The organism is Desulfobotulus sp. (assembly GCF_034006065.1).
Classification (GTDB): domain Bacteria; phylum Desulfobacterota; class Desulfobacteria; order Desulfobacterales; family ASO4-4; genus Desulfobotulus.
Genome location: NZ_JAVETM010000010.1, coordinates 70,531 through 89,797, shown reverse-complemented (window position 1 = coordinate 89,797; position 19,267 = coordinate 70,531). Strand labels below are relative to the sequence as shown.

The 19,267-nt window shown below is 55.0% G+C and carries 15 protein-coding genes; 4 read left to right on the top strand and 11 right to left on the bottom strand.

From position 1 onward, the window contains the following. Positions 1-255: 255 nt before the first annotated feature. The 6 genes from RBR60_RS06105 to RBR60_RS06080 all read right to left on the bottom strand — a co-directional run bounded on the left by RBR60_RS06105 (position 256) and on the right by RBR60_RS06080 (position 7,514). Positions 256-2,070: a TonB-dependent receptor gene (locus RBR60_RS06105; RefSeq protein ID WP_320354999.1), complete on the bottom strand. Its 1,815-nt coding sequence runs from the start codon at positions 2,068-2,070 to the stop codon at positions 256-258. A gap of 246 nt (positions 2,071-2,316) precedes the next feature. Continuing rightward, a complete protein-coding gene (locus RBR60_RS06100) occupies positions 2,317-2,964 on the bottom strand; it encodes a sulfite exporter TauE/SafE family protein (protein ID WP_320354998.1) in 648 nt (215 codons plus the stop codon). Beyond that, positions 2,961-3,761 carry an acyl-CoA dehydratase activase gene (locus RBR60_RS06095; protein WP_320354997.1) on the bottom strand — a complete coding sequence of 267 codons (801 nt, stop codon included), beginning with the start codon at positions 3,759-3,761 and terminating at the stop codon, positions 2,961-2,963. Before RBR60_RS06095 ends, RBR60_RS06100 begins: the two co-directional genes overlap by 4 nt. Positions 3,762-3,849: 88 nt before the next feature. Continuing rightward, positions 3,850-5,178 carry a 2-hydroxyacyl-CoA dehydratase family protein gene (locus RBR60_RS06090; RefSeq protein ID WP_320354996.1) on the bottom strand — a complete coding sequence of 443 codons (1,329 nt, stop codon included), beginning with the start codon at positions 5,176-5,178 and terminating at the stop codon, positions 3,850-3,852. A 79-nt stretch (positions 5,179-5,257) separates the two neighbouring features. Next, positions 5,258-6,271, bottom strand: a complete 1,014-nt coding sequence (locus RBR60_RS06085) for a 4Fe-4S binding protein (RefSeq protein WP_320354995.1) — start codon at positions 6,269-6,271, stop codon at positions 5,258-5,260. 49 nt (positions 6,272-6,320) lie between these two features. Next, positions 6,321-7,514 (bottom strand): Ig-like domain-containing protein, encoded by a 1,194-nt coding sequence (locus RBR60_RS06080; protein WP_320354994.1) that lies wholly within the window; start codon positions 7,512-7,514, stop codon positions 6,321-6,323. Between the two features lie 572 nt (positions 7,515-8,086). Here RBR60_RS06080 and RBR60_RS06075 point away from each other — a divergent pair. Beyond that, positions 8,087-8,905 carry a DUF4198 domain-containing protein gene (locus tag RBR60_RS06075; protein ID WP_320354993.1) on the top strand — a complete coding sequence of 273 codons (819 nt, stop codon included), beginning with the start codon at positions 8,087-8,089 and terminating at the stop codon, positions 8,903-8,905. Positions 8,906-9,020: 115 nt separating this feature from the next. On the opposite strand, the gene RBR60_RS06070 is transcribed toward RBR60_RS06075, so the two are convergent. After that, positions 9,021-10,706 (bottom strand): SulP family inorganic anion transporter, encoded by a 1,686-nt coding sequence (locus RBR60_RS06070; RefSeq protein WP_320354992.1) that lies wholly within the window; start codon positions 10,704-10,706, stop codon positions 9,021-9,023. A gap of 306 nt (positions 10,707-11,012) precedes the next feature. On the opposite strand from RBR60_RS06070, the gene RBR60_RS06065 reads away from it, so the two are divergent. Further along, on the top strand, positions 11,013-11,369 hold the full coding sequence (locus RBR60_RS06065) for a DMT family protein (protein WP_320354991.1): 357 nt from the start codon (positions 11,013-11,015) through the stop codon (positions 11,367-11,369). Between the two features lie 169 nt (positions 11,370-11,538). Here the strand turns inward: RBR60_RS06065 and RBR60_RS06060 are convergent, their stop codons facing one another. The 4 genes from RBR60_RS06060 to RBR60_RS06045 all read right to left on the bottom strand — a co-directional run bounded on the left by RBR60_RS06060 (position 11,539) and on the right by RBR60_RS06045 (position 15,687). Then, positions 11,539-11,973, bottom strand: coding sequence for a response regulator (locus tag RBR60_RS06060; RefSeq protein WP_320354990.1), 435 nt, complete (start codon positions 11,971-11,973; stop codon positions 11,539-11,541). Positions 11,974-12,017: 44 nt separating this feature from the next. Then, positions 12,018-13,232 carry a response regulator gene (locus tag RBR60_RS06055; RefSeq protein WP_320354989.1) on the bottom strand — a complete coding sequence of 405 codons (1,215 nt, stop codon included), beginning with the start codon at positions 13,230-13,232 and terminating at the stop codon, positions 12,018-12,020. Between the two features lie 341 nt (positions 13,233-13,573). Continuing rightward, complete coding sequence (locus tag RBR60_RS06050; protein ID WP_320354988.1) at positions 13,574-13,948, bottom strand: response regulator; 375 nt, start codon at positions 13,946-13,948, stop codon at positions 13,574-13,576. Next, complete coding sequence (locus RBR60_RS06045; RefSeq protein ID WP_320354987.1) at positions 13,945-15,687, bottom strand: sensor histidine kinase; 1,743 nt, start codon at positions 15,685-15,687, stop codon at positions 13,945-13,947. The genes RBR60_RS06050 and RBR60_RS06045 overlap by 4 nt, the downstream gene beginning before the upstream one ends. Positions 15,688-16,315: 628 nt before the next feature. Between RBR60_RS06045 and RBR60_RS06040 the strand changes: the two genes are divergently transcribed. Further along, positions 16,316-18,460: a SulP family inorganic anion transporter gene (locus RBR60_RS06040; RefSeq protein WP_320354986.1), complete on the top strand. Its 2,145-nt coding sequence runs from the start codon at positions 16,316-16,318 to the stop codon at positions 18,458-18,460. 119 nt (positions 18,461-18,579) lie between these two features. After that, complete coding sequence (locus RBR60_RS06035; RefSeq protein WP_320354985.1) at positions 18,580-19,143, top strand: acetate uptake transporter; 564 nt, start codon at positions 18,580-18,582, stop codon at positions 19,141-19,143. The last annotated feature ends 124 nt before the right edge of the window (positions 19,144-19,267 follow it).

The following is a 19,267-nucleotide window of genomic DNA, read 5'->3' as shown; positions in this document are numbered from 1 at the left end:
CGGAGCCTTCTGTGTTACCTGATTTAAGAGAGCCCGGTATTGCCTTTGCATAAGCCTCCCTTGCATCACCCAACATTTTGTATGGAAAAATGGTGAATAAACAAACAGCCTGTCAGGAAGCATGGCCTTCCTGACAGGCTGTTTGTTTGTGCTGTTCCGGCGGGTAAGAGCGCATGAAATACTTGAAACTTCTGAAATCTCCCGGGCTTTTTCGCCGGGTGGGATTTCGGGGTGCGGGAGAAGCTCAAATCGTTTTCAGAATTTCATGTTCATCCCCACAAGCCACTCGGTGCCATCGATGTCCGGCTCATCGCCCACGTTCTTTTCATTGGTGAGGTTTTCAAGGCGGGTGAAAAGTTCCATGTTGGCCGTGAGCCTGTGGGTGACGGCAAGATCCACCTGGGTGTAAGCGTCGCGGGTCTTGCGCAGGCTGTCTTCCTCAAATTCCCGTTCTCCGATCCAGGCGGTGGTGAGGCGGAAGCGGAGGTCGGGTCTTGCAAGGTGGTAGTCAAGATCCAGGGTGGCCTTATGTTCGGGACGGTCGAGAAGGCTTTTGCCTGTCTGTTTGTTTTCTGTTTCCGTCCAGGTGTACCCCAGGGTGGCGCTGAAGGTGCGCAGGGGTTTCCAGGTGAGGGTGGTTTCAATGCCCTGGGTGAGGGCTTCGCTGACGTTGCGATAGCTCATGGTGCGGCCATCGCGGGTGGTTTCGATGAGATCATCAATTTCGTTGCGGAAGAAGGCCGCCCGGAGAAGGAGGGTGGGAAGGGCCTGAAAATCCATGCCTGCCTGATAGGAGGTGGCTTTTTCGGGTTTGAGATCCGGGTTGGCCTTCATGGTCCAGGGGCCCATTTTCCAGCCATCGGCGTAGAGTTTCAAAAGGGTGGGGGCCATGAAGGAGGTACCTGCGGAGGCCCGGAAGCGCAGATTGTCTGTGGCGCGGAAAAGAAGGCCTGCCCTGGGATGGGTTTCTGTTCCCCATTCGTCGTGGTGATCCAGGCGTCCGCCCAGGGTGAGGGCAAGGCGGCCGAAATCAATTTCATCCTGAAGATAGACCCCGTGGGTATCCTGGGAGTCTTTGGTGTAGGCTTTTTGTTTGTCATCCACGGACTCACCGGAATAGGCATAACCTGTGCTCAGGGTGTGACGCCCCAGGATACGGGAATAGCCTGCTTCGAATTCCTGGAGAGTGGAGACGGAATCAAAGGTTTTGTCCACCTTTCTGTGATCATGGGAAAAATAGCTGGCCCTGGCCTGGATGCGGGAGAGGGCGTCGGGCCGGACTTCCGCTGTGGCGTTGAGACTGGTGCGCTCCTGAATGCGATCGGCTTCGCCCTCCACCATGTTTTTCTGGCGGGAAAAGAAGGGCTGAAGCCTCAAGGTGGTGCTTTCCACAGGCTGGTAGTGCAGGCTTGCGGAAAGGGCGTTGCTGTTGACCCTGTCCGTGTCCCGATCCACGCCGGAGGTATACTTGTGGGTATAGTCCAGGCGCATCCCCATGCGCTCATTTCCCGTATCAAGACCTGTGGTGGCGAGTACCCGGTTGCGACTGCCTGCACTTGCGCCCATGCGCAGATGCTGGCCTTCCTTTGCCTTGCGGGTGATGATGTGCACCACACCGGCCATGGCGTCGGAGCCGTACAGGGCGGAGCCTGGGCCTTTGACGATTTCGATGCGCTCAATGCTTTCCACGGGAATGGAGGAGATGTCCACACTGCCGTGTCCACCGGTGATGCGTTGACCATCCAGCAGAATAAGGCTTTGATCCGCATTCATACCCATGAGCTGTACATTGCCGCCGTTGCCCCAGGATCCGGTGTTTTCCGTGATGCGGACTCCGGGAATCTCCCGCAGCAGATCCTGGATGTTGTGGATCTGCCGGGCCTGGATGTCCGCTGCGGTGATGACATGCACCTGACTTACGGCGTCCTGCACCATCTGTTCCGTGCGGCTGGCGCTGATGACCATCTGCTCCAGCTCACTTTCCGGCATCTGACTGGCCTGGCCAGGCAGGGTGAGAAGACCTGCGGTGAGAAAAAGAAAAAAGGGCTTTTTCATGCTTCGGTACGACATGGAACATCTCCTTGTTTGCGGGTGACGGGGTTGATTTTATCCGGACTGATTTTTTAATATTTTTTACAGATTTTTTGTTTTAACGAAAAACAAGGGCGAAGAATGCCCTTTTGCCCTCACTTTCCTTAACGACCTTAAAGTCTTTAAGGACAATACCCACAACCAGTCTCAACGCCATAAAGGAGGAGGTAGGGCAGGCATAGGGGCCTGCCCCTGCAAGGGAGGATCTGCTCCCCACTCCTGCACTTAAGCCAGGGCAAGGCCCAGCCAGAGGGTTTTGATGCCGAAAACCGCCACCACCAGCCCTGAGGCCCTGGAAAAGCCCTGAATCTGGGAGGGGAGTTTCTGCGCCATGCCCGCCCCCAGCCAGCCCATGGCAAGGCAGGCGAGGATGAGGGGGGAAAGGGTGGTCCCCAAAGTAAAGACAAGGGCCACGGCCCCGCCCTTCAGAAAAGATCCCGAAGCGGCTGCCGCTGCCATCATGGCGGCATAGGGCAGGCAGGGAACCAGAGGACTGGCAAGGCCCAGAAAAAGGGGCGGAGTTCCCGCCCTTTTCCGGCTGGCGCATTCGCCGCAGCGGGGCCGGAACAGCAGAAAAAGGCCCGCCATCAGTGTGAAAAATCCCGAAGCCAGGGTCATGGACGGGGTTTTCAGCCAGGCCATGGCCGCCTGCCCTAAGCCGCCGCAGAGTCCGCCGAGAAGGCCTGCGGTCAAGAGCCTTCCGCAGGCAAAGCTTGCGAGGGCCCAGAATCCGTCGCCCGCTTTCCGGCTGTTTCCCAGAATGCAGGTACCCACCAGAGGCAGGCAGGAGGTGCTGCAGATGCCAAGACCAAAGGCCAGCCCCGCAAGAAAGAGGGCGGGAAGGGCCAGGGGAAGTTCGGGAAGCGCACTCATGCGGCCGCCGCCATGTGGGCATCCCGGGCCAGAAGGGCCGCGCCGATGGCTGTCGTGATCTGGGGCCAGGCCGGAACATGGATGGCCACGGCCAGCTCATCCTCAATGGCCTTCACAAGGCCCGCGTTCAGGGCGGGGCCGCCGTCAAAGGCCACGGGTTCCGTGACGCCTACCCGCCGGGCCATGCGGGAAAGCCGCCTTGCGATGGCAAAATGGGCGCCCGCCGCAATTTCCGCAGGGGCTTTTTTCCGGGCGATGAGGGAGATGATTTCGGATTCTGCGAACACGGCGCAGGTGGCGTTGATCTTGAGGGGGATCTCCGCTTCAAGGGAAAGGGGGCCGAGATCCGTCATGTTGATTTCAAGAATCCGGGCCACGGTTTCGAGAAAGCGGCCCGTACCTGCGGCGCACTTGTCGTTCATGGCGAAGTTTTCCGTCACGCCGAAGGTGTCCACGGCAATGACCTTGCTGTCCTGACCGCCGATGTTGAGGATGGTGCGGACGGGCGTATCCAGATCCGTGCAGCTCCAGGAGGTGCCCCGGACGTTGGCCGTGATTTCGCTGATCACCTCGTCGGCAAAGGGGATGAGGCGGCGGCCGTAGCCCGTGGCCACGGTTTTGCGGATGTCTTCCCGACGGAAGCCGGTTTCCCGGAGAAGATCCTTCAGAGCGCTTTCCACGGTGTCGCCGCAGTGTACGCCCGTGGGCTGCACCCGGCTGCCCGCAAGGCCTTCGGTGTCCATGAGGGCGATCTTGGTGGTGGTGGAGCCGATGTCAATGCCAAGGTAAAGATCCATATGTTCTCCTTTCCCACAAGGATACCCCGTGTACGCCTCTCCAAAGGCAAAAGGGCCTTTATTTGGGGATACAGGGGCAAAAAAATGGCTATGCGCTTTTTCCCATGCGGAGCCGTCTTCCTTTGAGGGTTTCCACAAAGGCTTCCACGCGGGTGCGCAGGGGTTCCGTATCTTCGGGGCTGTAGTCCGTTTCGATCTTGAGCTGGGAAACCCCCGCAGCGGCAAGTTTCGCCTCAAGGGGCCGCAGTTCCATGTCATAGGGGTGGCAGCCCTTCAGCACATGGTGAACCACACCCTCCACCTTATAGTCCTGAATCATGCGGAAGAGTTTCGTCCTCCGATCCTCCGTATCCGTGAACACGGGGCAGGTGCAGGGCAGAACGGCCCGGTCGGCCAGCGCGTCCAGCATGTCCTCAAAGAGGGGTTCGTCAATGCAGGCCATGTCCCAGAGAAGCCTTCCTGAGCTGCACAGTTCATCGCAGACCAGGGCACCGCCCGCGTTTTCGATGAGATCCGGAATCTTCCAGTTGGGAAAGACCACAGGTGAGCCCGTGAGGAGAATCCTCGGGGCCGAAGGCGGGGTAGTGGCAAGGCTTTGGGCCTTTCTTTCTTTCAGCTCTTCATTGAGGGTTCTTGCCGCATGGGTCCAGTCCGCCGCATCCATATAAAACCAGGCATTGGCCACGGCTGCTGCGTCCCGGCCCCGGATCAGGCAGAGATCGTCCATGCGCAGGGTCTGGAAGATTCTGAATTCCTGCTGGGCTTCGTGGAGAAGGCCCATGGCGGTCCGCAGCCTTTTCCGGGTGATGCGTTTTCCGGTGACCTTTTCAAGGGCCTGTACCAGACGGCGGATTTCCGCGTACCAGAATCTGCGGGAGCTTTCCGCAGCTTTTAGTTTGGGAACACTGAGCATCATGACCGGCACATGGCGGGAAAGGAGTTCCCCGAGTTTGACCTTCCAGTCGCAGGTGGTGGGAATGATGACAAGATCACAGTCCCGGTACATGGAGAGTACACCTGTGCGGGTGAAGCCCGTGGCGGCCTTGACCATGGGGCAGGACACATCGGGAAAGAGGGCTTCCCCGGCTTCCGCTGCATCGCTGCTGCCCGCGCAGAGACGCACGGGAAGGGCGCCTGCGGCGTAAATCAGCTCTTCGGGAACGGCCATGCAGTAGATACCGATTTTTTTCCGGCCTGTTGCGGGAAGGATCTGATCCGGTGCGTCGGCAAAATTTCTGAAAACCGCATCAAAGGGTGCCATGGAAGCGGGCCGGTTTTTTTCCAAGGAAATGGCGTCAAAGATTTCCCGCACGGACATGGCCAGATGCAGGGAAAGCCGCCTTGCCACCCGGGCTTCCGTATCCGCATCCGCGGGGTTCAGGGGGTGGGGGGTGTCCCCCTTTTTTCCGGTGATCATTTTTTCTCTGATCCTGATCAATTTTTGAATCCCTGTCTGTTTCATTCAAAAAAGCCTTTTTTAAAATCCCAAAAAGGGGTCAGTGCTCTGACGGTATGGTTCCGGGGTCAGCGTTTTTTACGCTTTTGTTTCCGGATTCCGGCAGAACTGCGGTGCGGGCCTGACGCTTCAGAAATCCCTCGGCGGATGCGGAAAATACGGGAAAGCCAAGGAGGGTGGCCTGAAGGGCCTTGTCTTCCGGACAGACCTCGATGCAGCGCAGGCAGAGCATGCAGTCCTGGGTGACCATGTGTTTTCTGTCCCGGAGATCGGCGATTTCCCGGATTTCCATGGGGCAGGCCCGGAAGCAGTTGCCGCAGCGGGTGCAGGCCTCTCCTTTTTTTCTGAGTCCCACAAAGCCGATGCGGTCAAAGAGGGAAAGCAGCGCCGCCATGGGGCAGAAGGCGCAGAGGTAGCGGCGTTTCACAAAGCCTGCCGCAAGGAAAAGCCCTGCGATGAGCATGGAGAGGCTGGTCATGATGATTTTGGTGAGGCTTGAAAAATCAATGAGGATGTGGCTGGTGTCCCCGTAAAAAAGGGGGATGAAGGGTTTTCCCGGACAGATCTGGCAGAAGGGTACGGCGAGATCCGGGGTGAAGCGGGGCAGACCCAAAAGGCTGTTGCCGATGCCCATGGGCAAAAGAATGAGCAGTACCAGAAGGGCGTATTTTACCCACTGAAAACGGTCCCGCGTGGCCCAGGCAAAACGGGAGCCGTCGATCCCCATGGCTTCCCGGATTTTGGTGAGGAGATCCTGAAGAAAGCCCAGAGGACAGATCCAGCCGCAGAAGGTTTTGCCGAACACCAGGGCCCAGATGAAAAAGGTGCCAAGGTAGATGAGAAAGGCTGCGGCCACGCTTCCGAAAAGACTGCTCCAGGGCAGGGAGAGAAAACGCTGGAAAGGATAAAGAAAACAGGAGCCTCCCCGTCCTTCGGCATAGATGCAGCTCATGGTGGGAATGGCCGTTCCGATGGAAAGGCCAAGAAGACCGCCATAGATGAGAAAAACAAAGCAGAGAGCCTGCACAAGGAGGCGGATGCGGTCTATGCGCATGACGTTTTCTTTCTCCTGGATTCCGGGGTGAGGTTCATCAAGGGGCCTTTCATATCCATGCTCCGGCTTTTCTTCTGCGCCTGCGGAGGGCCGTGCCCAGAGCCACGGTGAGGGTGACGAGAACCAGGGCATAAAATCCCGTGGCCCTGCTTTCCCAGTCCAGCGGTGTGGGATGAACGGAAAGGGCAAGCCCTGTGCGCAGGATTTCCTCCTTTTCCGGAGAAGAAGGGCCGCCGGAACCGCCTTCTGAGGGATGTTCTTCCTCCGTCTCTTTCTGGAAAAGGGGATGGGTACTCCGGATTTCCGCAGTCACGTAAAAGGCTATGGGCTGTTTCCGGACTCCCCTGTCATGGAAGCTTTCCTTGATGAGGGTGAAGGTGACCTCTCCCGCCTCATCGGTGGTCCGGGTCTGGCTCCAGCCTCCGCCTGTGGTGAGGGTGACGGGAAGACCGGGAAGGGGAGTGTCTCCCAGGCGGATTTTCAAAGGAAGGGTGTCACCGGTGTATTTTCTGTGGATTTTGGCGAAATTTCCCCCTGGGTCCGGGCTGAGATCCTCAATGGAAAACCAGGGAAGAGGGTTCTTGGGCCGGTCTTTTCCCGTTTCTGCTGGGGGATCGGCCTTTTCTCCGGTGTTGCGCATGGAAGCCTGGGTGAAGAGCCTGTACCTTCGGGCTTCCCCGTCTTCTGTCTTGAGGCTGGCCTTCAGGTGATAGGTGCCCTGGATGAGGGCCGCATCCCGGATGCGGATGGCAGATCCTTCCTCTCTGGGCTGCAGGGTCTGTCCGGAAAGATCCGGCCTCAGAATGGCGGCCTCTGCTGAGAGCAGTTCCGGCAGAGCTGTCTCCCGGATCTCCGGAGGCGTACCAAGGAGGAGGCTGAAGTGGGCAGGATGGGACATGGCGGCCCGTTTTTCCTTTTTGTCCGTATCCTTTTTGTCCGTATCCGTTTTACCGTCTTCCTTTTTTCCGGCCCCCTCCCTGTGGGTTTCCGCCTTTGCCGGAGGCCCTCCTGCACCGGGATGGCCCTTTCCTTCAGCCCCGGTTTTTCCCTCTTCCCCCTTTTTTCTTTCAAGGCCCATGCCCGATCCATGGCCTCCGCCCTGGCTGTCTCCTCCTCCAGACCTGCGCATTTCCGGGCCGGGTGTCAGAAAAAGAAAGCCCGGATCTGCCGGTGCGCTGAAGGGGATAAGCAGAAGACAAAGAAAAAGGAGGAAGAAAACCGCAGGCTTTCCGGTTCGGGGCATGGGAGAAATATCCTTGTTTGTTTGCGGTGTTTCCATGGGGAGCCATGCTTTCTTTTTTCAGACCCGTTTCGGGGGCTCTTTTTCCGGGTGTTTTGTAATTTTGGGAAGAGATAGTCGGGCCGTTTTCTGAAGTCAAGAATAAATTTTTGTAAAGCTAAAAAATTTTAATTGTAAAGATTTCTTAAGATTGTAAAGATTTGTTTTACACAGATAAGCGATCCCTGCTCCAAAAGAGCCCTGGATAGAGTGGAGCAACAAGGCAGGATTCTCTCCCCCCGAGCAGGTGCCCTGACTCCGGTGAGTTTTTTTTCCTGCCGAACACCCCCAGGGAGGCGGGCTGGGGCCTGAGATTTTTCTGGGGTTTCCATGAAAATGGGTATCTTGAACAGGCCTCTGGGGGGGCAGCATGGGCACTGGGGCGGAAAGGAGGGAGGGAGTCCGCCTTTTTTGGGTCCAGGTTTTCTTTGTGTAAAGTTTATTTTTACAAACCAAAAATAAATTGACAAAGGAAAATCCCCGGCGTAGGCATGGGGATACTGGTTTTTTAGCCTTAACTAAAAGCGGAGGAAGAGATGAAGAAAGTATTGAGACGCATGACTGCGGGCCTTGCCCTGGGGCTTGGACTCATGGTTTCCCAGGCCGCAAGTCATGATCTGTGGTTGAACATGACGGAATACACCCCCGCCCTGTGGCAGCATGCCAAGTATGCCCCCACGCCCAGAGCCAAAACCGTGGTGTATGTGGGCTGGGGCCACAGCTATCCCATGGCGGATTTCATTTCCGATCACATCTGGGGAGGTTTGCAGCGCATCGAGCCCGATGGCAGTCGTGTGGATATGGAAGTGGGAAAAGAAGGTTTCCGGGCTGTTCGGGTGGACATGGATACGGCGGGTGCCAGGGTTTTTGCCGCCCATGTGAACCCCGCCTTTTACGGGCCTGTGGAAGGAAAAGAAAATTTTCACCAGATTTACTATGAAAAATATGCCAAGGCCCTGGTCTCTGTCCTGCCCCAGCGTACCCTTCCTCTGGACGGACCTGCGGAAAATCCTTTCATCAAACCCATCGGTCACAAGGTGGAAATTATTCCCATGGTGAATCCCAACCGTCTCCAGCCCGGAAGCAGCCTGGAAGTGCAGGTTCTGGTGGATGGGAAGCCTGCTGCCGATTATGAGCTTGCGGCCAGCAGTCTTTTTGCCGCCAATGCCAGGGAAGTGAAAACCCGGACGGATAAGGCCGGTAAGGGCGTTGTGCTTCTGGAAGAGTTTTATGGCCCCTGGATTGTGAAGGCCAGCCGCAGTTTTCCCGCCACAGGGGATATGGCGAATAAATGCGAAAGCATCAGCTATACGGCTACCATGACCTTTGCTCTGCCCTTTGTCAGAGGCCATTAAGGGGTTCTGAAACGAAAAAACTGGATAAAATCAAAAAAAGAAAAGGGAGTTTTGTGTTCCGACAGGGAACCCAGCTCCCTTTGTTGTTTGAATCCGGGGTCATAAGAAATTTTCTTTAAGTTTCTTCCTTTTTCTGCGCATCCACAAGGGTCATGGCAGAGGCCATGGCCTGGGCAAAGGTCGGGTAGAAATTTTCTTTGCCGATGGAGCGGGTAATCTGCATGAGATCCATGACCCGGCGTACATCCGGATGCACACCGGAAAGAAAGACCTGGATTTTCTGTTTTCGGATGCGCTCAATGGCAATGTCCAGGGCATGGGCTGCTGTCGCATCAATGGATTTGACCTGCCGCAGTCTCAGGATCAGTACCATGGGGGGGGTATTGAGAAACTGCAGAACATCAAGGAAGCGGTTGGCCACACCAAAGAAAAAGGGGCCTTCAATTTCATAAACCTGTATGGCGTCTTCGTGGGACTTGGAAAGCGTTCCGTTTTCCGGTGGCAGGGGGGGATGCAGGCTCAGGTGGGTCAGCGTACTCATGCGCCGCATGAAGAGCAGGGCCGCCAGTACCACCCCGACCTGAACCGCCACCGTGAGGTCCACAAGGATGGTAAGGGAAAAGGTGGTGAGCATGACAAGGATATCTTCTGCGGGTGCTTTCATCAGGGAAATGAACTTATGGACTTCGCCCATATCCCAGGCCACCATGATCAGAACCCCCGCAAGACAGGCCATGGGAATGCGGGAGGCAAGGGGAGCGATGAAAAGTATGCAGAGCAGCAGCACCAGGGCATGGATCATGCCCGCCGCAGGAGATTGCGCACCTGCGCGGATGTTGGTGGCGGTTCTGGCGATGGCGCCGGTTGCCGGAATACCGCCGAAGCAGGCGGAAGCCACATTGGCGACACCCTGAGCGACAAGCTCCGTATCGGGTTTGTGGCGTTTTCCTGTCATGCCATCGGCCACGGTGGCGCTGAGCAGGGATTCAATGCCGCCGAGAAGGGCAATGGTAAAGGCGCTGGGAATCATGATGGGGATAAGCTCCCAGAGGTTTGCGGGTATGGAAAAACGGGGAAGACCCGCAGGTATGCCCCCGAAACGGGAGCCAATGGTGGCCACATCCAGCTGAAGCAGAAGGGAAAGCCCGGTGGCGCAGAGAATGCCTGCTATGTGGGAAGGGAGTTTAGGCATTTTCCGGCGGACCAGGATCATGATGAAGAGGGTAAAAAGGGTGAGGGCGAAGCTTTCCGGGTCGGTATCCTGGATGTTACTGAAGGCGTGCAGAACGCGGTCGAGAAATTTTGCCCCTTGGCTGGTGGTTTCAAGGCCCAGTGCCTCTTTGAGCTGGGTTGAAAAGATAAAAAGGGCGATGCCCGCCGTAAAACCTGTGGTAACGGGGTAGGGGATATACTTGAGCATCTGGCCTAAGCGAAAAACCCCCATGAAAAAGAGAATGATCCCCGCAAGGAGCGTGGCAACGGCAAGCCCCTCATACCCATGCTGGGCCATGATGCCTGCGATGATGGCGACAAAGGCTCCGGTCGGGCCTCCGATCTGAAAGCGGGAACCGCCGAGAAGGGAGATGAGAAAGCCCGCCACAATGGCGGTAAAAAGTCCCTGTTCCGGAGAACATCCCGATGCAATGGCAAAGGCAATGGCAAGGGGCAGGGCCACAATGCCCACGGTGAGACCTGCGCCAAGATCCTGAACGATTTTGTCGGGAAAATAGGTTCTCGAAAAAAGGATGCGGCTTTCGGGTTGAAAATGTTCCGTGAGATAGCGGAACAAAGAGAAATGCATGGGATCAGCCTCCATGAATGCTGGTATAAAACCACACACGCAGGCTCAGGTCGGGCTCTTGGAGTCAGGCCGAGTCGGTTTTTCGGAGCCATGTTGGGCCTCGCCCCTTGGCCTGTCAAGGGATTTGTTATACGGTTTGTCAGCTCAGGGAAAAGGGCCCCATGGCGGATACAAAATGGCGGATTCTGAATCATTCTGGGCATTCCTTGGGCTTGGGTTCTCAGGCCGCAGGAGATTTTTTTGTTTTGGGAAGGCTTTGTGTTTCATTCCCAGAGATTTTGAACTTCTTTTCGGGAAAATTCTGCCATGCACCCCACACTGAGTACCATCGGTCTTCTTCTTATCAGCAATGTCTTCATGACCTTTGCCTGGTACGCCCATCTCAAAAACTTAAATCACAGGCACTGGATCATTGCAGCCCTCATCAGCTGGGGCATTGCGCTTTTTGAGTATCTCTTCCAGGTGCCCGCCAACCGCATTGGCCATCAGGTCATGCGGGTGGGCGAGCTGAAAATTCTGCAGGAGGTCATCACTCTTTCTGTTTTTGTTCCTTTTTCCATTTTTTATTTAAAAGAGCGCCTCACCCTGGATTATCTCTGGGCCGGTCTCTGCCTTATGGGTGCGGTTTTTTTTCTTTTCCGCAGCCGCATCATGGGCGGATGAGAAAAGGATCAGGAGGAGGGGGGCGTGGTATTGGGGCAAGGTCTGGAGTGAGGAGGCCTGGGAGGGAAAAAGACAGGGGCCGGGCCGTTTTTCAGATGGCGGACCGGCTCCTGTCACAGATTTTCATTTGTTATAGCCATGGGTTCTTTTCTGCGGCGGCGGAGAAACCTTACCAGCCCCGGTGAGAAATGATGTTCTGCATTTCTGCAAGGCGGATGCGCTCTTGGTGTGCGGCCTTGATGGCAAAGGCATCCTGGATTTTCAAGGCCAGATCTTCGGTTTCTGTGGGTTTCATGAGAAAATCAAAGGCCCCCTGTTTCATACCCTCAATGGCAATTTCCACGGTGGCCTGTCCGGTAAGCAGAATCACCTGAATGAGGGGGTTGATTTTCTTGATTTCCTTGAGGACATCCAGACCGGAAATTCCGGGCATCTGGATGTCCAGCACCACAACATCTGTACCCTGGGGTGTTTGGGTGATGGTTTCCAGGCAGTCTTTGCCGCTGTAGGCGACGTTTACGGCGAAGTTCCGCATGGAAAGTCTTTCGGCGAGGGCGTCCGCAAAGGGCGCTTCGTCGTCCACAAGAAAGGCTTTGATTTTCATGTTGGCTCCTTGGGGGACAAGCCCCGCTTTTTTGTGTATGCGGTTTATAAAGACAGATTCCTTTTTTCCCGAATCCGTGCATAGGCCTTTTTCATGGTAGTGGTGAGAAGGTCGATGTCTGTGGGTTTCTGGAGATAGGCAAAGGCCCCCATTTCCATGCAGCGCTGCCGGTCGTTTTCCGTTCCGTGGCCGGTCAGGATAATGACTTCAATGTCGGGGTTGGTTTTTTTCACCTTGGCGAGGATTTCAAATCCGTCCACACCGGGCATCTTGAGATCCAGCACCATGACTTCCGGAGTTTCCTCTTCAAGGAGTCCCAGGGCTTCTTCTCCGGAGTAAACGGCATGGCTGGGCACATCCCGCATGCGGAGCCGTTCGGAGAGAGTCTGCACAAACTCCTGCTCATCATCCACCAGAAGTACCTTATAACTCATGTCAAAATCATATTTGCGATAGATGTCCGCCTGATGGAATTTCTGTCCGATGCAGGTCTCCACTTCCCGGACTCCTTCCACGGAAGAGGCGATTCTCTGCAGCTCCTTTTCCAGCATGGAAAGGAGGGTGACCTTTTTTTCGATGGTGATCCGGACTTTGCCGCTGGAGGCGCTGACGGAAACGCTGTGTCCTTCACTGGCGAGGGCCAACTCCACGCGGGCTGCAAGGCGAAAATCCTCCATGGCCCTGCGGCTGATGTCTGTGATCTGAACAGCCGGATTGTCCATTTGTTCGAGGATGCGGGCCAGGGGGTCTGCGGTTTTGTCCATGGGCAGAACCATATCGTAGCGTGCCGCATCCCAGGGGCTTTTGTCCCAGATGTGCTTGGCCCAGATAAAGGCGTTTTCGTCGGTCTGGCGGATTTCCTTGAGGGCTTCTTTCTCAGCAATGCCCCTGGATTTGGCCTGTTCCAGACGCCAGTTCTGATCGGCAATGAGGAGAACCCGGAGTACATGGGTGACGGAAGGAGGGAAGAGCAGGGCTGTGTGGCCTGTGAAAATCTGAGCTTCGGTTTCCAGCACGTCCGCAAGGGTTGCCTTGAGACAGGCCACAGCCCTTTCCTTTTCATGGGTGAAGGTGTTGAAGACGCTGGCTTTGTCATAAAGGGCTTTTTCAAGAACAGTGGGCCGGATGTCATGCTGCTTGGCGCAGATGGCGATAATATCCGCATCCCGGAAGAGGCGGGAGTGGGTTTTCTGGCGGAATGCTTCAAGGATGGATTCGCTACCTGCATAGCGTCCGCTGAAAAGGGAGAGGATGGTCATGGGTTACTCCTTGCAAGATATACGCATGGGCCCTTGGTGGTTTTTTATTCGCCTGATTCGCAGTGCAGGGTCTGGGCCAAAACCCTGGGCCGCTTTTCTCTGGCTTGTTTTTGGGTGGACGCCCACCCCCTTGCGTGGGCTTGGGATGTAAAGCGTTTCTTTGTTACTGAAAAGGCTTTTTTCCGTGTTTCTCAAGGGAAAAAATGTAGCATAATTTAACGGTAATCGTTTTTTATTTTTAAAAGACCTGAGTCGGGTTCCTTGGTGGACAGAGGCTGTCCATTTTCATTTTTGGGGTAAAACCCTGGCCTCCGCTCCAGGCATTTTTTCATCCATGGATCTCAGGCCGTTTTCAGGGGAACGGCTTGTTTGATTTTGTGGATCAGGTCTTCGATGCGCAGGGGTTTCATGAGGTAATCAAAGGCCCCCAGGCGCATGCCTTCCGTTCCTTCCCGCGTGGAGCCGTGGCCTGTGAGAAGAAGAACAGGAATCTGGGGTCGGATTTCCTTGATCCGGGCCAGAACATGGAGGCCGTTCATGCCGGGCATCATAAGATCCAGGATGACAAGGTCAAATTCCTGATGGATGAAGCGCTGGAGAGCAGCCTCGCCATCCTGGGATATGCTGACCCCGTAGCCGCGGAGCTCCAGCCTTTCTGCCAGGGTCACGACGAATTCCTGCTCATCGTCCACGAGCAGGATGTTCAGTTTTTTCATAGTTCTGTCCTTTCATTGGTGGCCTCAGCCAGCCCTTGGAGCGGCAGGGCGATGGTAAAGGCACTGCCTTTGCCCGCCTGGCTGCGGACCTGAATATCCCCCCCCAGTTTCTGAATGATGCCATAGGTGATGGAAAGGCCAAGTCCCGTACCATTGCCTTTTTTTGTGGAAAAAAACGGATCGAAGATATGTTTTTGAACCTCATCGTTCATGCCGCAGCCATTGTCTTCTATGGTGGCCATGATTCTTTTACGTTTTTCATCATAACGGGTGCGCATGCAGATGCAGCCCCCGTTTTCCACTGCGGCAAAGGCGTTGGTGAGAAGGTTGAGAAAAACCTGCTGGAGCTGTCCCTTATCTGAAACGAGGGTGGGCAGGGAAGGATCCAGGTCGCGCTGGATGTCGATCTGGCGGTAGATGGACTCCCGTTCCAGAAAGCCCAGGGTATCCTGAAGGACGTTGTTGATGCTGAGTTCCTCAAACTGCACGTCAATGCGTTTTGCAAAACCGAGCAGGCGATGTGTGATGGTCTGGCAGCGTTCAACGGACTGGAGAATGTTTTCCGTGAGAGCCAGAAAGCGATCCTGACGTTCAAAGGATTCGGAAAGCGCTACCAGATCTTTCATAAGACCGGCCTTTTCATTGATGATGGCCAGAGGATTGTTGATTTCATGGGCAACCCCTGCGGCCAGTCGGCCGATGGAGGAGAGTTTCTGGGTATGCTGGAGTTCCTGCAGGGCCCTGGATCGTTTTTCATCGGCATTGCGGATTCGCAGGACCAGCATATCAGCGACCCCCACAACGGCAAGGATTACGCCAAAGGCGCCTACGCAGAAGAGGACGAGCATTTCCCCTTTGAGGGCGTAAAAGCTGTGGAGAAGAACGGAAAGGGGCTTGACAATAACGAGGGTGTAATCCGCGCGTACGGGCGCAAAAGCCACCAGAACATCCTGGCCCAGAGGGTCCTGGATCTGGGTGATGTAGGTGCTGTGAATGCCTGTGGGAACCTCCAGGGGACATTTTTCAAGGACTTTTCCATAAAATCGGGAGTTTGTCTGTAGAATGCCTGCATGATTGACAAGGAAGGCGTCGGATTCCGGGCGCAGGGCCATGGTTGCGATGAGGGCCTCGTAGCGTCCTGTGTCGATGGTGGCCCGGATAAACCAGGTGCGCCCATCTTCGGCCATGCGCTGTACGATGATGACCACATGGGGAAATTTACGGTAGCCCATGAAGACATCGGAAATATAGACCCCGCGCACGGAAACCTCATGAAAGGAGGGTTGCTGGGAGTAATCGTTGCCCAGCAGGTCATAGGGACCGGCATAGGCCATGAGAATGCCTGTGCTGCTGATGAGTCCAAGATCAATGAAGCCCCCGAATTCGGAACGCATGGTGCGCAAGACCCGCTGGAGGGTGTGTTCGTTTCGCAGCTCTTCGTAGGTATAGGCGCTGGCAATGAAGCGGACCGTGGAGAGACGTTCCTCGATGAAGAGTTCAAAGGCGTGGCGGGTGTCTTCGGCCATGACATGGATGGGGCGCTTGATTTCACTTTCAACGTTGTTGCGGTACTGGCGATAATTGATGCCTGCCATGAGGGCCAGGGGAACAATGCAGACCAGGCTCATGATGAGAATGATGTTGCGTTTCAGGGTGACATAGCGCTGTGGCGAGGTGCTGTCTTCCGGAAAGGTGAGCATGGCGTTCACAGCTTTATGCCAGAGGTTTCTCAGAAGCATCCTCTTCCTCCATGGGACGTTTTGGGATTTACGCCTGTGCGGGGTGTTCGGATATGGGGACAGAGGGAAGGGCGATGGGAAAAATGCGGGTGCGTCTGGAAAAACATTTTTTTGTGAAAAAAAAGATCAGGAAAAATATTTTCCGGGCGATACCCAGAAGCCGGGATGCCTTGCCGGGATGGAAGAAGGCTGTGGAAACGTTCATTGTGCGTGAAGGGCATGTCGTACTCCGTAGACCTGAATGAAATGGCTTTTTTTATCTTTTTTGTATTCCTAGTATAAAGTAGCTTTTGAAGCAAGTCTCTTGTATTTTACGTTGACAGAAAATCCAGGCTTCATATAGGCTATGGCGTCTTTGCTTTTTCATAGGAAATTCAGTGGGTGCGGCGGATTTTAATTTTTGCGCCCGGAATTCTGTTTTCTTTCTATGGTTTAAAAAGGAGAATAAACTCCGATGGTATTTTTTTGTTTCAATATGATGTTTAAGTCATTTTGACATGATGAGAACATGAAACATTTCGGAACGTATTTTCGAAATGAGTGGTTGAGGGGCTTTTCGTAAGGGGTGCCGCAGAACGAGGGGTGGTTTGTGGCGAAGTGAACTTTGTGACAGATGAGGGAAGACGGTATGCTGACAAAAATTTTTCCGTTTCTGGTGTGGTTCCGGGACTATGACCGGGAGAAATTCAAGATTGATTTCATTGCAGGGCTTACCGTGGCCCTGGTTCTCATTCCCCAGTCCATGGCCTATGCCCAGCTGGCGGGCATGCCCGCCTATTATGGCCTGTACGCGGCCTTTCTGCCTCCCATGGTGGCGGCCCTGTTTGGTTCCAGCAGACAGCTTCAGACCGGGCCTGTGGCGGTGGTTTCCCTGATGACAGCCGCTTCGCTGGAGCCTTTGGCCACAGCAGGCAGTGAGGCCTTCATCGCCTATGCCATTCTGCTTTCCCTGACCGTGGGCGTGTTTCAGTTTCTGTTGGGGGTGCTGCGCCTGGGGTTGGTTGTGAACTTTCTTTCCCATCCTGTGGTGAACGGTTTTACCAATGCCGCAGCCATCATCATTGCCTCCAGCCAGTTTTCCAAGCTTTTTGGTGTGTACGTGGATAAGGCGGAACACCATTATGAAACAATTTTATGGGTGATCCGGGCCGCCATGCACTATACCCACTGGCCCACCCTGGCCATGGGCCTTTTTGCCATTGCCATCATGGTCATTTTGAAACGTGTGAATCCAAGAATCCCCAATGTTCTGGTTGCGGTTGTGGTGACAACCCTTCTGAGTTGGGGCCTGGGGTTTCAGAAGGATACCTCGGTTCCCCTGGAAAGCATTCGTGTGGAGGAGATGCGCGAAGAGGTCCTGGCCTTCAACGGGGTGACGGAAAAAATCCGGGAATTGGGGGAAAAGCGGACCCTTCTCAATCGGCAACTGAAAGAACTTGAGGAAAACAAGGCCGATGCGGTGGCGCTTCTGGAACAGCACCACAAGCTGACCCTACTTGCCAGGGATATGGATGAGGCCATGGAAAAGCAGCATGAAATCCGGGAAAATCTCAGGCTCTACCTGCTGAAAGCCGTGCCGGACAAGGAGGGCGGAAGGGTTTTTTATGAAAAGAGCCGGATTCCTCCGGAGCTGAGGCCGGAAAAGGGGGTATGGCGTCTTAAGGTGGGAAATCGTCTTCTTTCCGAGAGCTCCTTATACCTTATGGGGGCTGGTGCTGTGGTGGGAGAGGTTCCCAAGGGACTGCCCGCCTTCGGGATTCCCAAGGTCAGCATGGCGGCCCTGATGCAGCTGCTTCCCTATGCGGTGATTATTTCCCTTCTTGGCTTTATGGAAGCCATTTCCATCGCCAAGGCCATGGCCGCCAAAACAGGCCAGAAGCTGGATCCCAACCAGGAACTCATTGGTCAGGGGCTTGCCAATATGGTGGGGGCCATCGGTCAGAGCTATCCGGCTTCCGGTTCTTTTTCCCGCTCCGCGGTGAATCTTCAGGCCGGTGCGGTGACCGGGCTTTCCAGTGTGGTGACAAGCTGTGTTGTGGTACTGACCCTGCTTTTCTTCACCCCTCTTCTGTATCACCTGCCCCAGGCTGTGCTGGCGGCTGTGATCATGATGGCGGTTATCGGTCTCATTAACGTATCTGGTTTCATCCATGCCTGGAAGGCCCAGCCATCGGACGGTATTATCAGCATCATTTCCTTTGCCTGTACCCTGATTTTTGCACCTCACCTGGACAAGGGCATCATGGTCGGCGTGGTGCTGAGTCTTCTGGTTTTTCTGTTTCGCACCATGCGCCCCACCGTGGCCAGCCTGTCCATGGATGACACCATGACCCTGCGCTGCGCCCGGATCTACGAATTGCAGGAATGTCCCCATGTGGCAGTGATCCGTTTTGACGGAACTCTCTTTTTTGCCAATGCCTCCTATCTGGAAGATCAGGTGCTGGCCATTCAGAACGCCAAGCCCCAGCTGAAGCATATGCTTGTGGTGTGTGATGGCATCAATGACATGGACGCTTCTGGCGAGGAAACCCTGGCCCTGCTCATTGAGCGGGTGAGGGCCAGAGGGCAGGATATTTCCTTTTGCGGTGTGAAAGAAAAGGTCATGGCCGTTTTCAAAAGAACCCATCTTCTGGAAAAAATCGGGGAAGAACACATCTATGGCAATGCCCAGGATGCTGTGGAGGATATTTTCCGTAAAACCCACAAGGACGGCAGTGTCTATACCTGTCCGCTGGTCAATTATGTGCCGGAGCCCCATGCGCATTTGCGTTGAGGGCTTCATGGGCGAATCGGCCACTCTTAGGGGATGGATGGCCTGATGGTTTGCCCTGTTGTGTTCATCCCTCATCGAATCAATCTCACTAACCAAATTTTTAAAAAGGAAGGGCAACAATGGAAAAGGCGTATGCAAACCCGGGTCCTCTGGGGCTGATGGGTTTTGGCATGACAACGATTTTACTGAACATCCACAATGCGGGGTTTTATCCTGTCAGCGCCATGATCCTGGCCATGGGGCTGTTTTACGGAGGTCTGGCCCAGATCATTGTGGGCATCATGGAGTTTCGGAAGGGGAATACCTTCGGCACAACGGCCTTTACTTCCTATGGACTTTTCTGGCTGACCCTGGTCTTTCTCATGGTGATGCCGAAAATGGGATGGGCAGACCCGACGCCCCATGGTTACATGGCCTGGTATCTTTTACTTTGGGGGATTTTTACCCTGTTTATGTTTTTCGGGACGCTTACTGGAAGCCGGGGATTGCAGTTTGTTTTTTTAAGCCTGACCGTTCTTTTTTTTCTTCTGGCAGCGCGGGATTTTACAGGATCTGGCTTCATGGGCCGCATTGCAGGTTTTGAAGGCATTGTATGTGGAGCCAGCGCCATTTATCTGGCTATGGCAGAGGTGCTGAATGAGCAATTCGGGCGCACCGTCCTTCCCATAGGCGAGCCTGCCTGAAAAAAACGTCGGCTGAATCATGGATACGAAGGGCAGAGGAGGCCGCAGCCCAGGGTGACTGGGGACCTCCTTTGTCCTGAGGCGTACGGGGATTTCCATGGTTTTTTTCTGATATACCCCCAAG

Excerpts from the sequence above, each read along its gene's own strand:
- RBR60_RS06105 (WP_320354999.1), bottom strand. The coding sequence starts at position 2,070 with ATGTCGTACCGAAGCATGAAAAAGCCCTTTTTTCTTTTTCTCACCGCA.
- RBR60_RS06100 (WP_320354998.1), bottom strand. The coding sequence starts at position 2,964 with ATGAGTGCGCTTCCCGAACTTCCCCTGGCCCTTCCCGCCCTCTTTCTT.
- RBR60_RS06095 (WP_320354997.1), bottom strand. The coding sequence starts at position 3,761 with ATGGATCTTTACCTTGGCATTGACATCGGCTCCACCACCACCAAGATC.
- RBR60_RS06090 (WP_320354996.1), bottom strand. The coding sequence starts at position 5,178 with ATGATCACCGGAAAAAAGGGGGACACCCCCCACCCCCTGAACCCCGCG.
- RBR60_RS06085 (WP_320354995.1), bottom strand. The coding sequence starts at position 6,271 with ATGCGCATAGACCGCATCCGCCTCCTTGTGCAGGCTCTCTGCTTTGTT.
- RBR60_RS06080 (WP_320354994.1), bottom strand. The coding sequence starts at position 7,514 with ATGCCCCGAACCGGAAAGCCTGCGGTTTTCTTCCTCCTTTTTCTTTGT.
- RBR60_RS06075 (WP_320354993.1), top strand. The coding sequence starts at position 8,087 with ATGAAGAAAGTATTGAGACGCATGACTGCGGGCCTTGCCCTGGGGCTT.
- RBR60_RS06070 (WP_320354992.1), bottom strand. The coding sequence starts at position 10,706 with ATGCATTTCTCTTTGTTCCGCTATCTCACGGAACATTTTCAACCCGAA.
- RBR60_RS06065 (WP_320354991.1), top strand. The coding sequence starts at position 11,013 with ATGCACCCCACACTGAGTACCATCGGTCTTCTTCTTATCAGCAATGTC.
- RBR60_RS06060 (WP_320354990.1), bottom strand. The coding sequence starts at position 11,973 with ATGAAAATCAAAGCCTTTCTTGTGGACGACGAAGCGCCCTTTGCGGAC.
- RBR60_RS06055 (WP_320354989.1), bottom strand. The coding sequence starts at position 13,232 with ATGACCATCCTCTCCCTTTTCAGCGGACGCTATGCAGGTAGCGAATCC.
- RBR60_RS06050 (WP_320354988.1), bottom strand. The coding sequence starts at position 13,948 with ATGAAAAAACTGAACATCCTGCTCGTGGACGATGAGCAGGAATTCGTC.
- RBR60_RS06045 (WP_320354987.1), bottom strand. The coding sequence starts at position 15,687 with ATGCTTCTGAGAAACCTCTGGCATAAAGCTGTGAACGCCATGCTCACC.
- RBR60_RS06040 (WP_320354986.1), top strand. The coding sequence starts at position 16,316 with ATGCTGACAAAAATTTTTCCGTTTCTGGTGTGGTTCCGGGACTATGAC.
- RBR60_RS06035 (WP_320354985.1), top strand. The coding sequence starts at position 18,580 with ATGGAAAAGGCGTATGCAAACCCGGGTCCTCTGGGGCTGATGGGTTTT.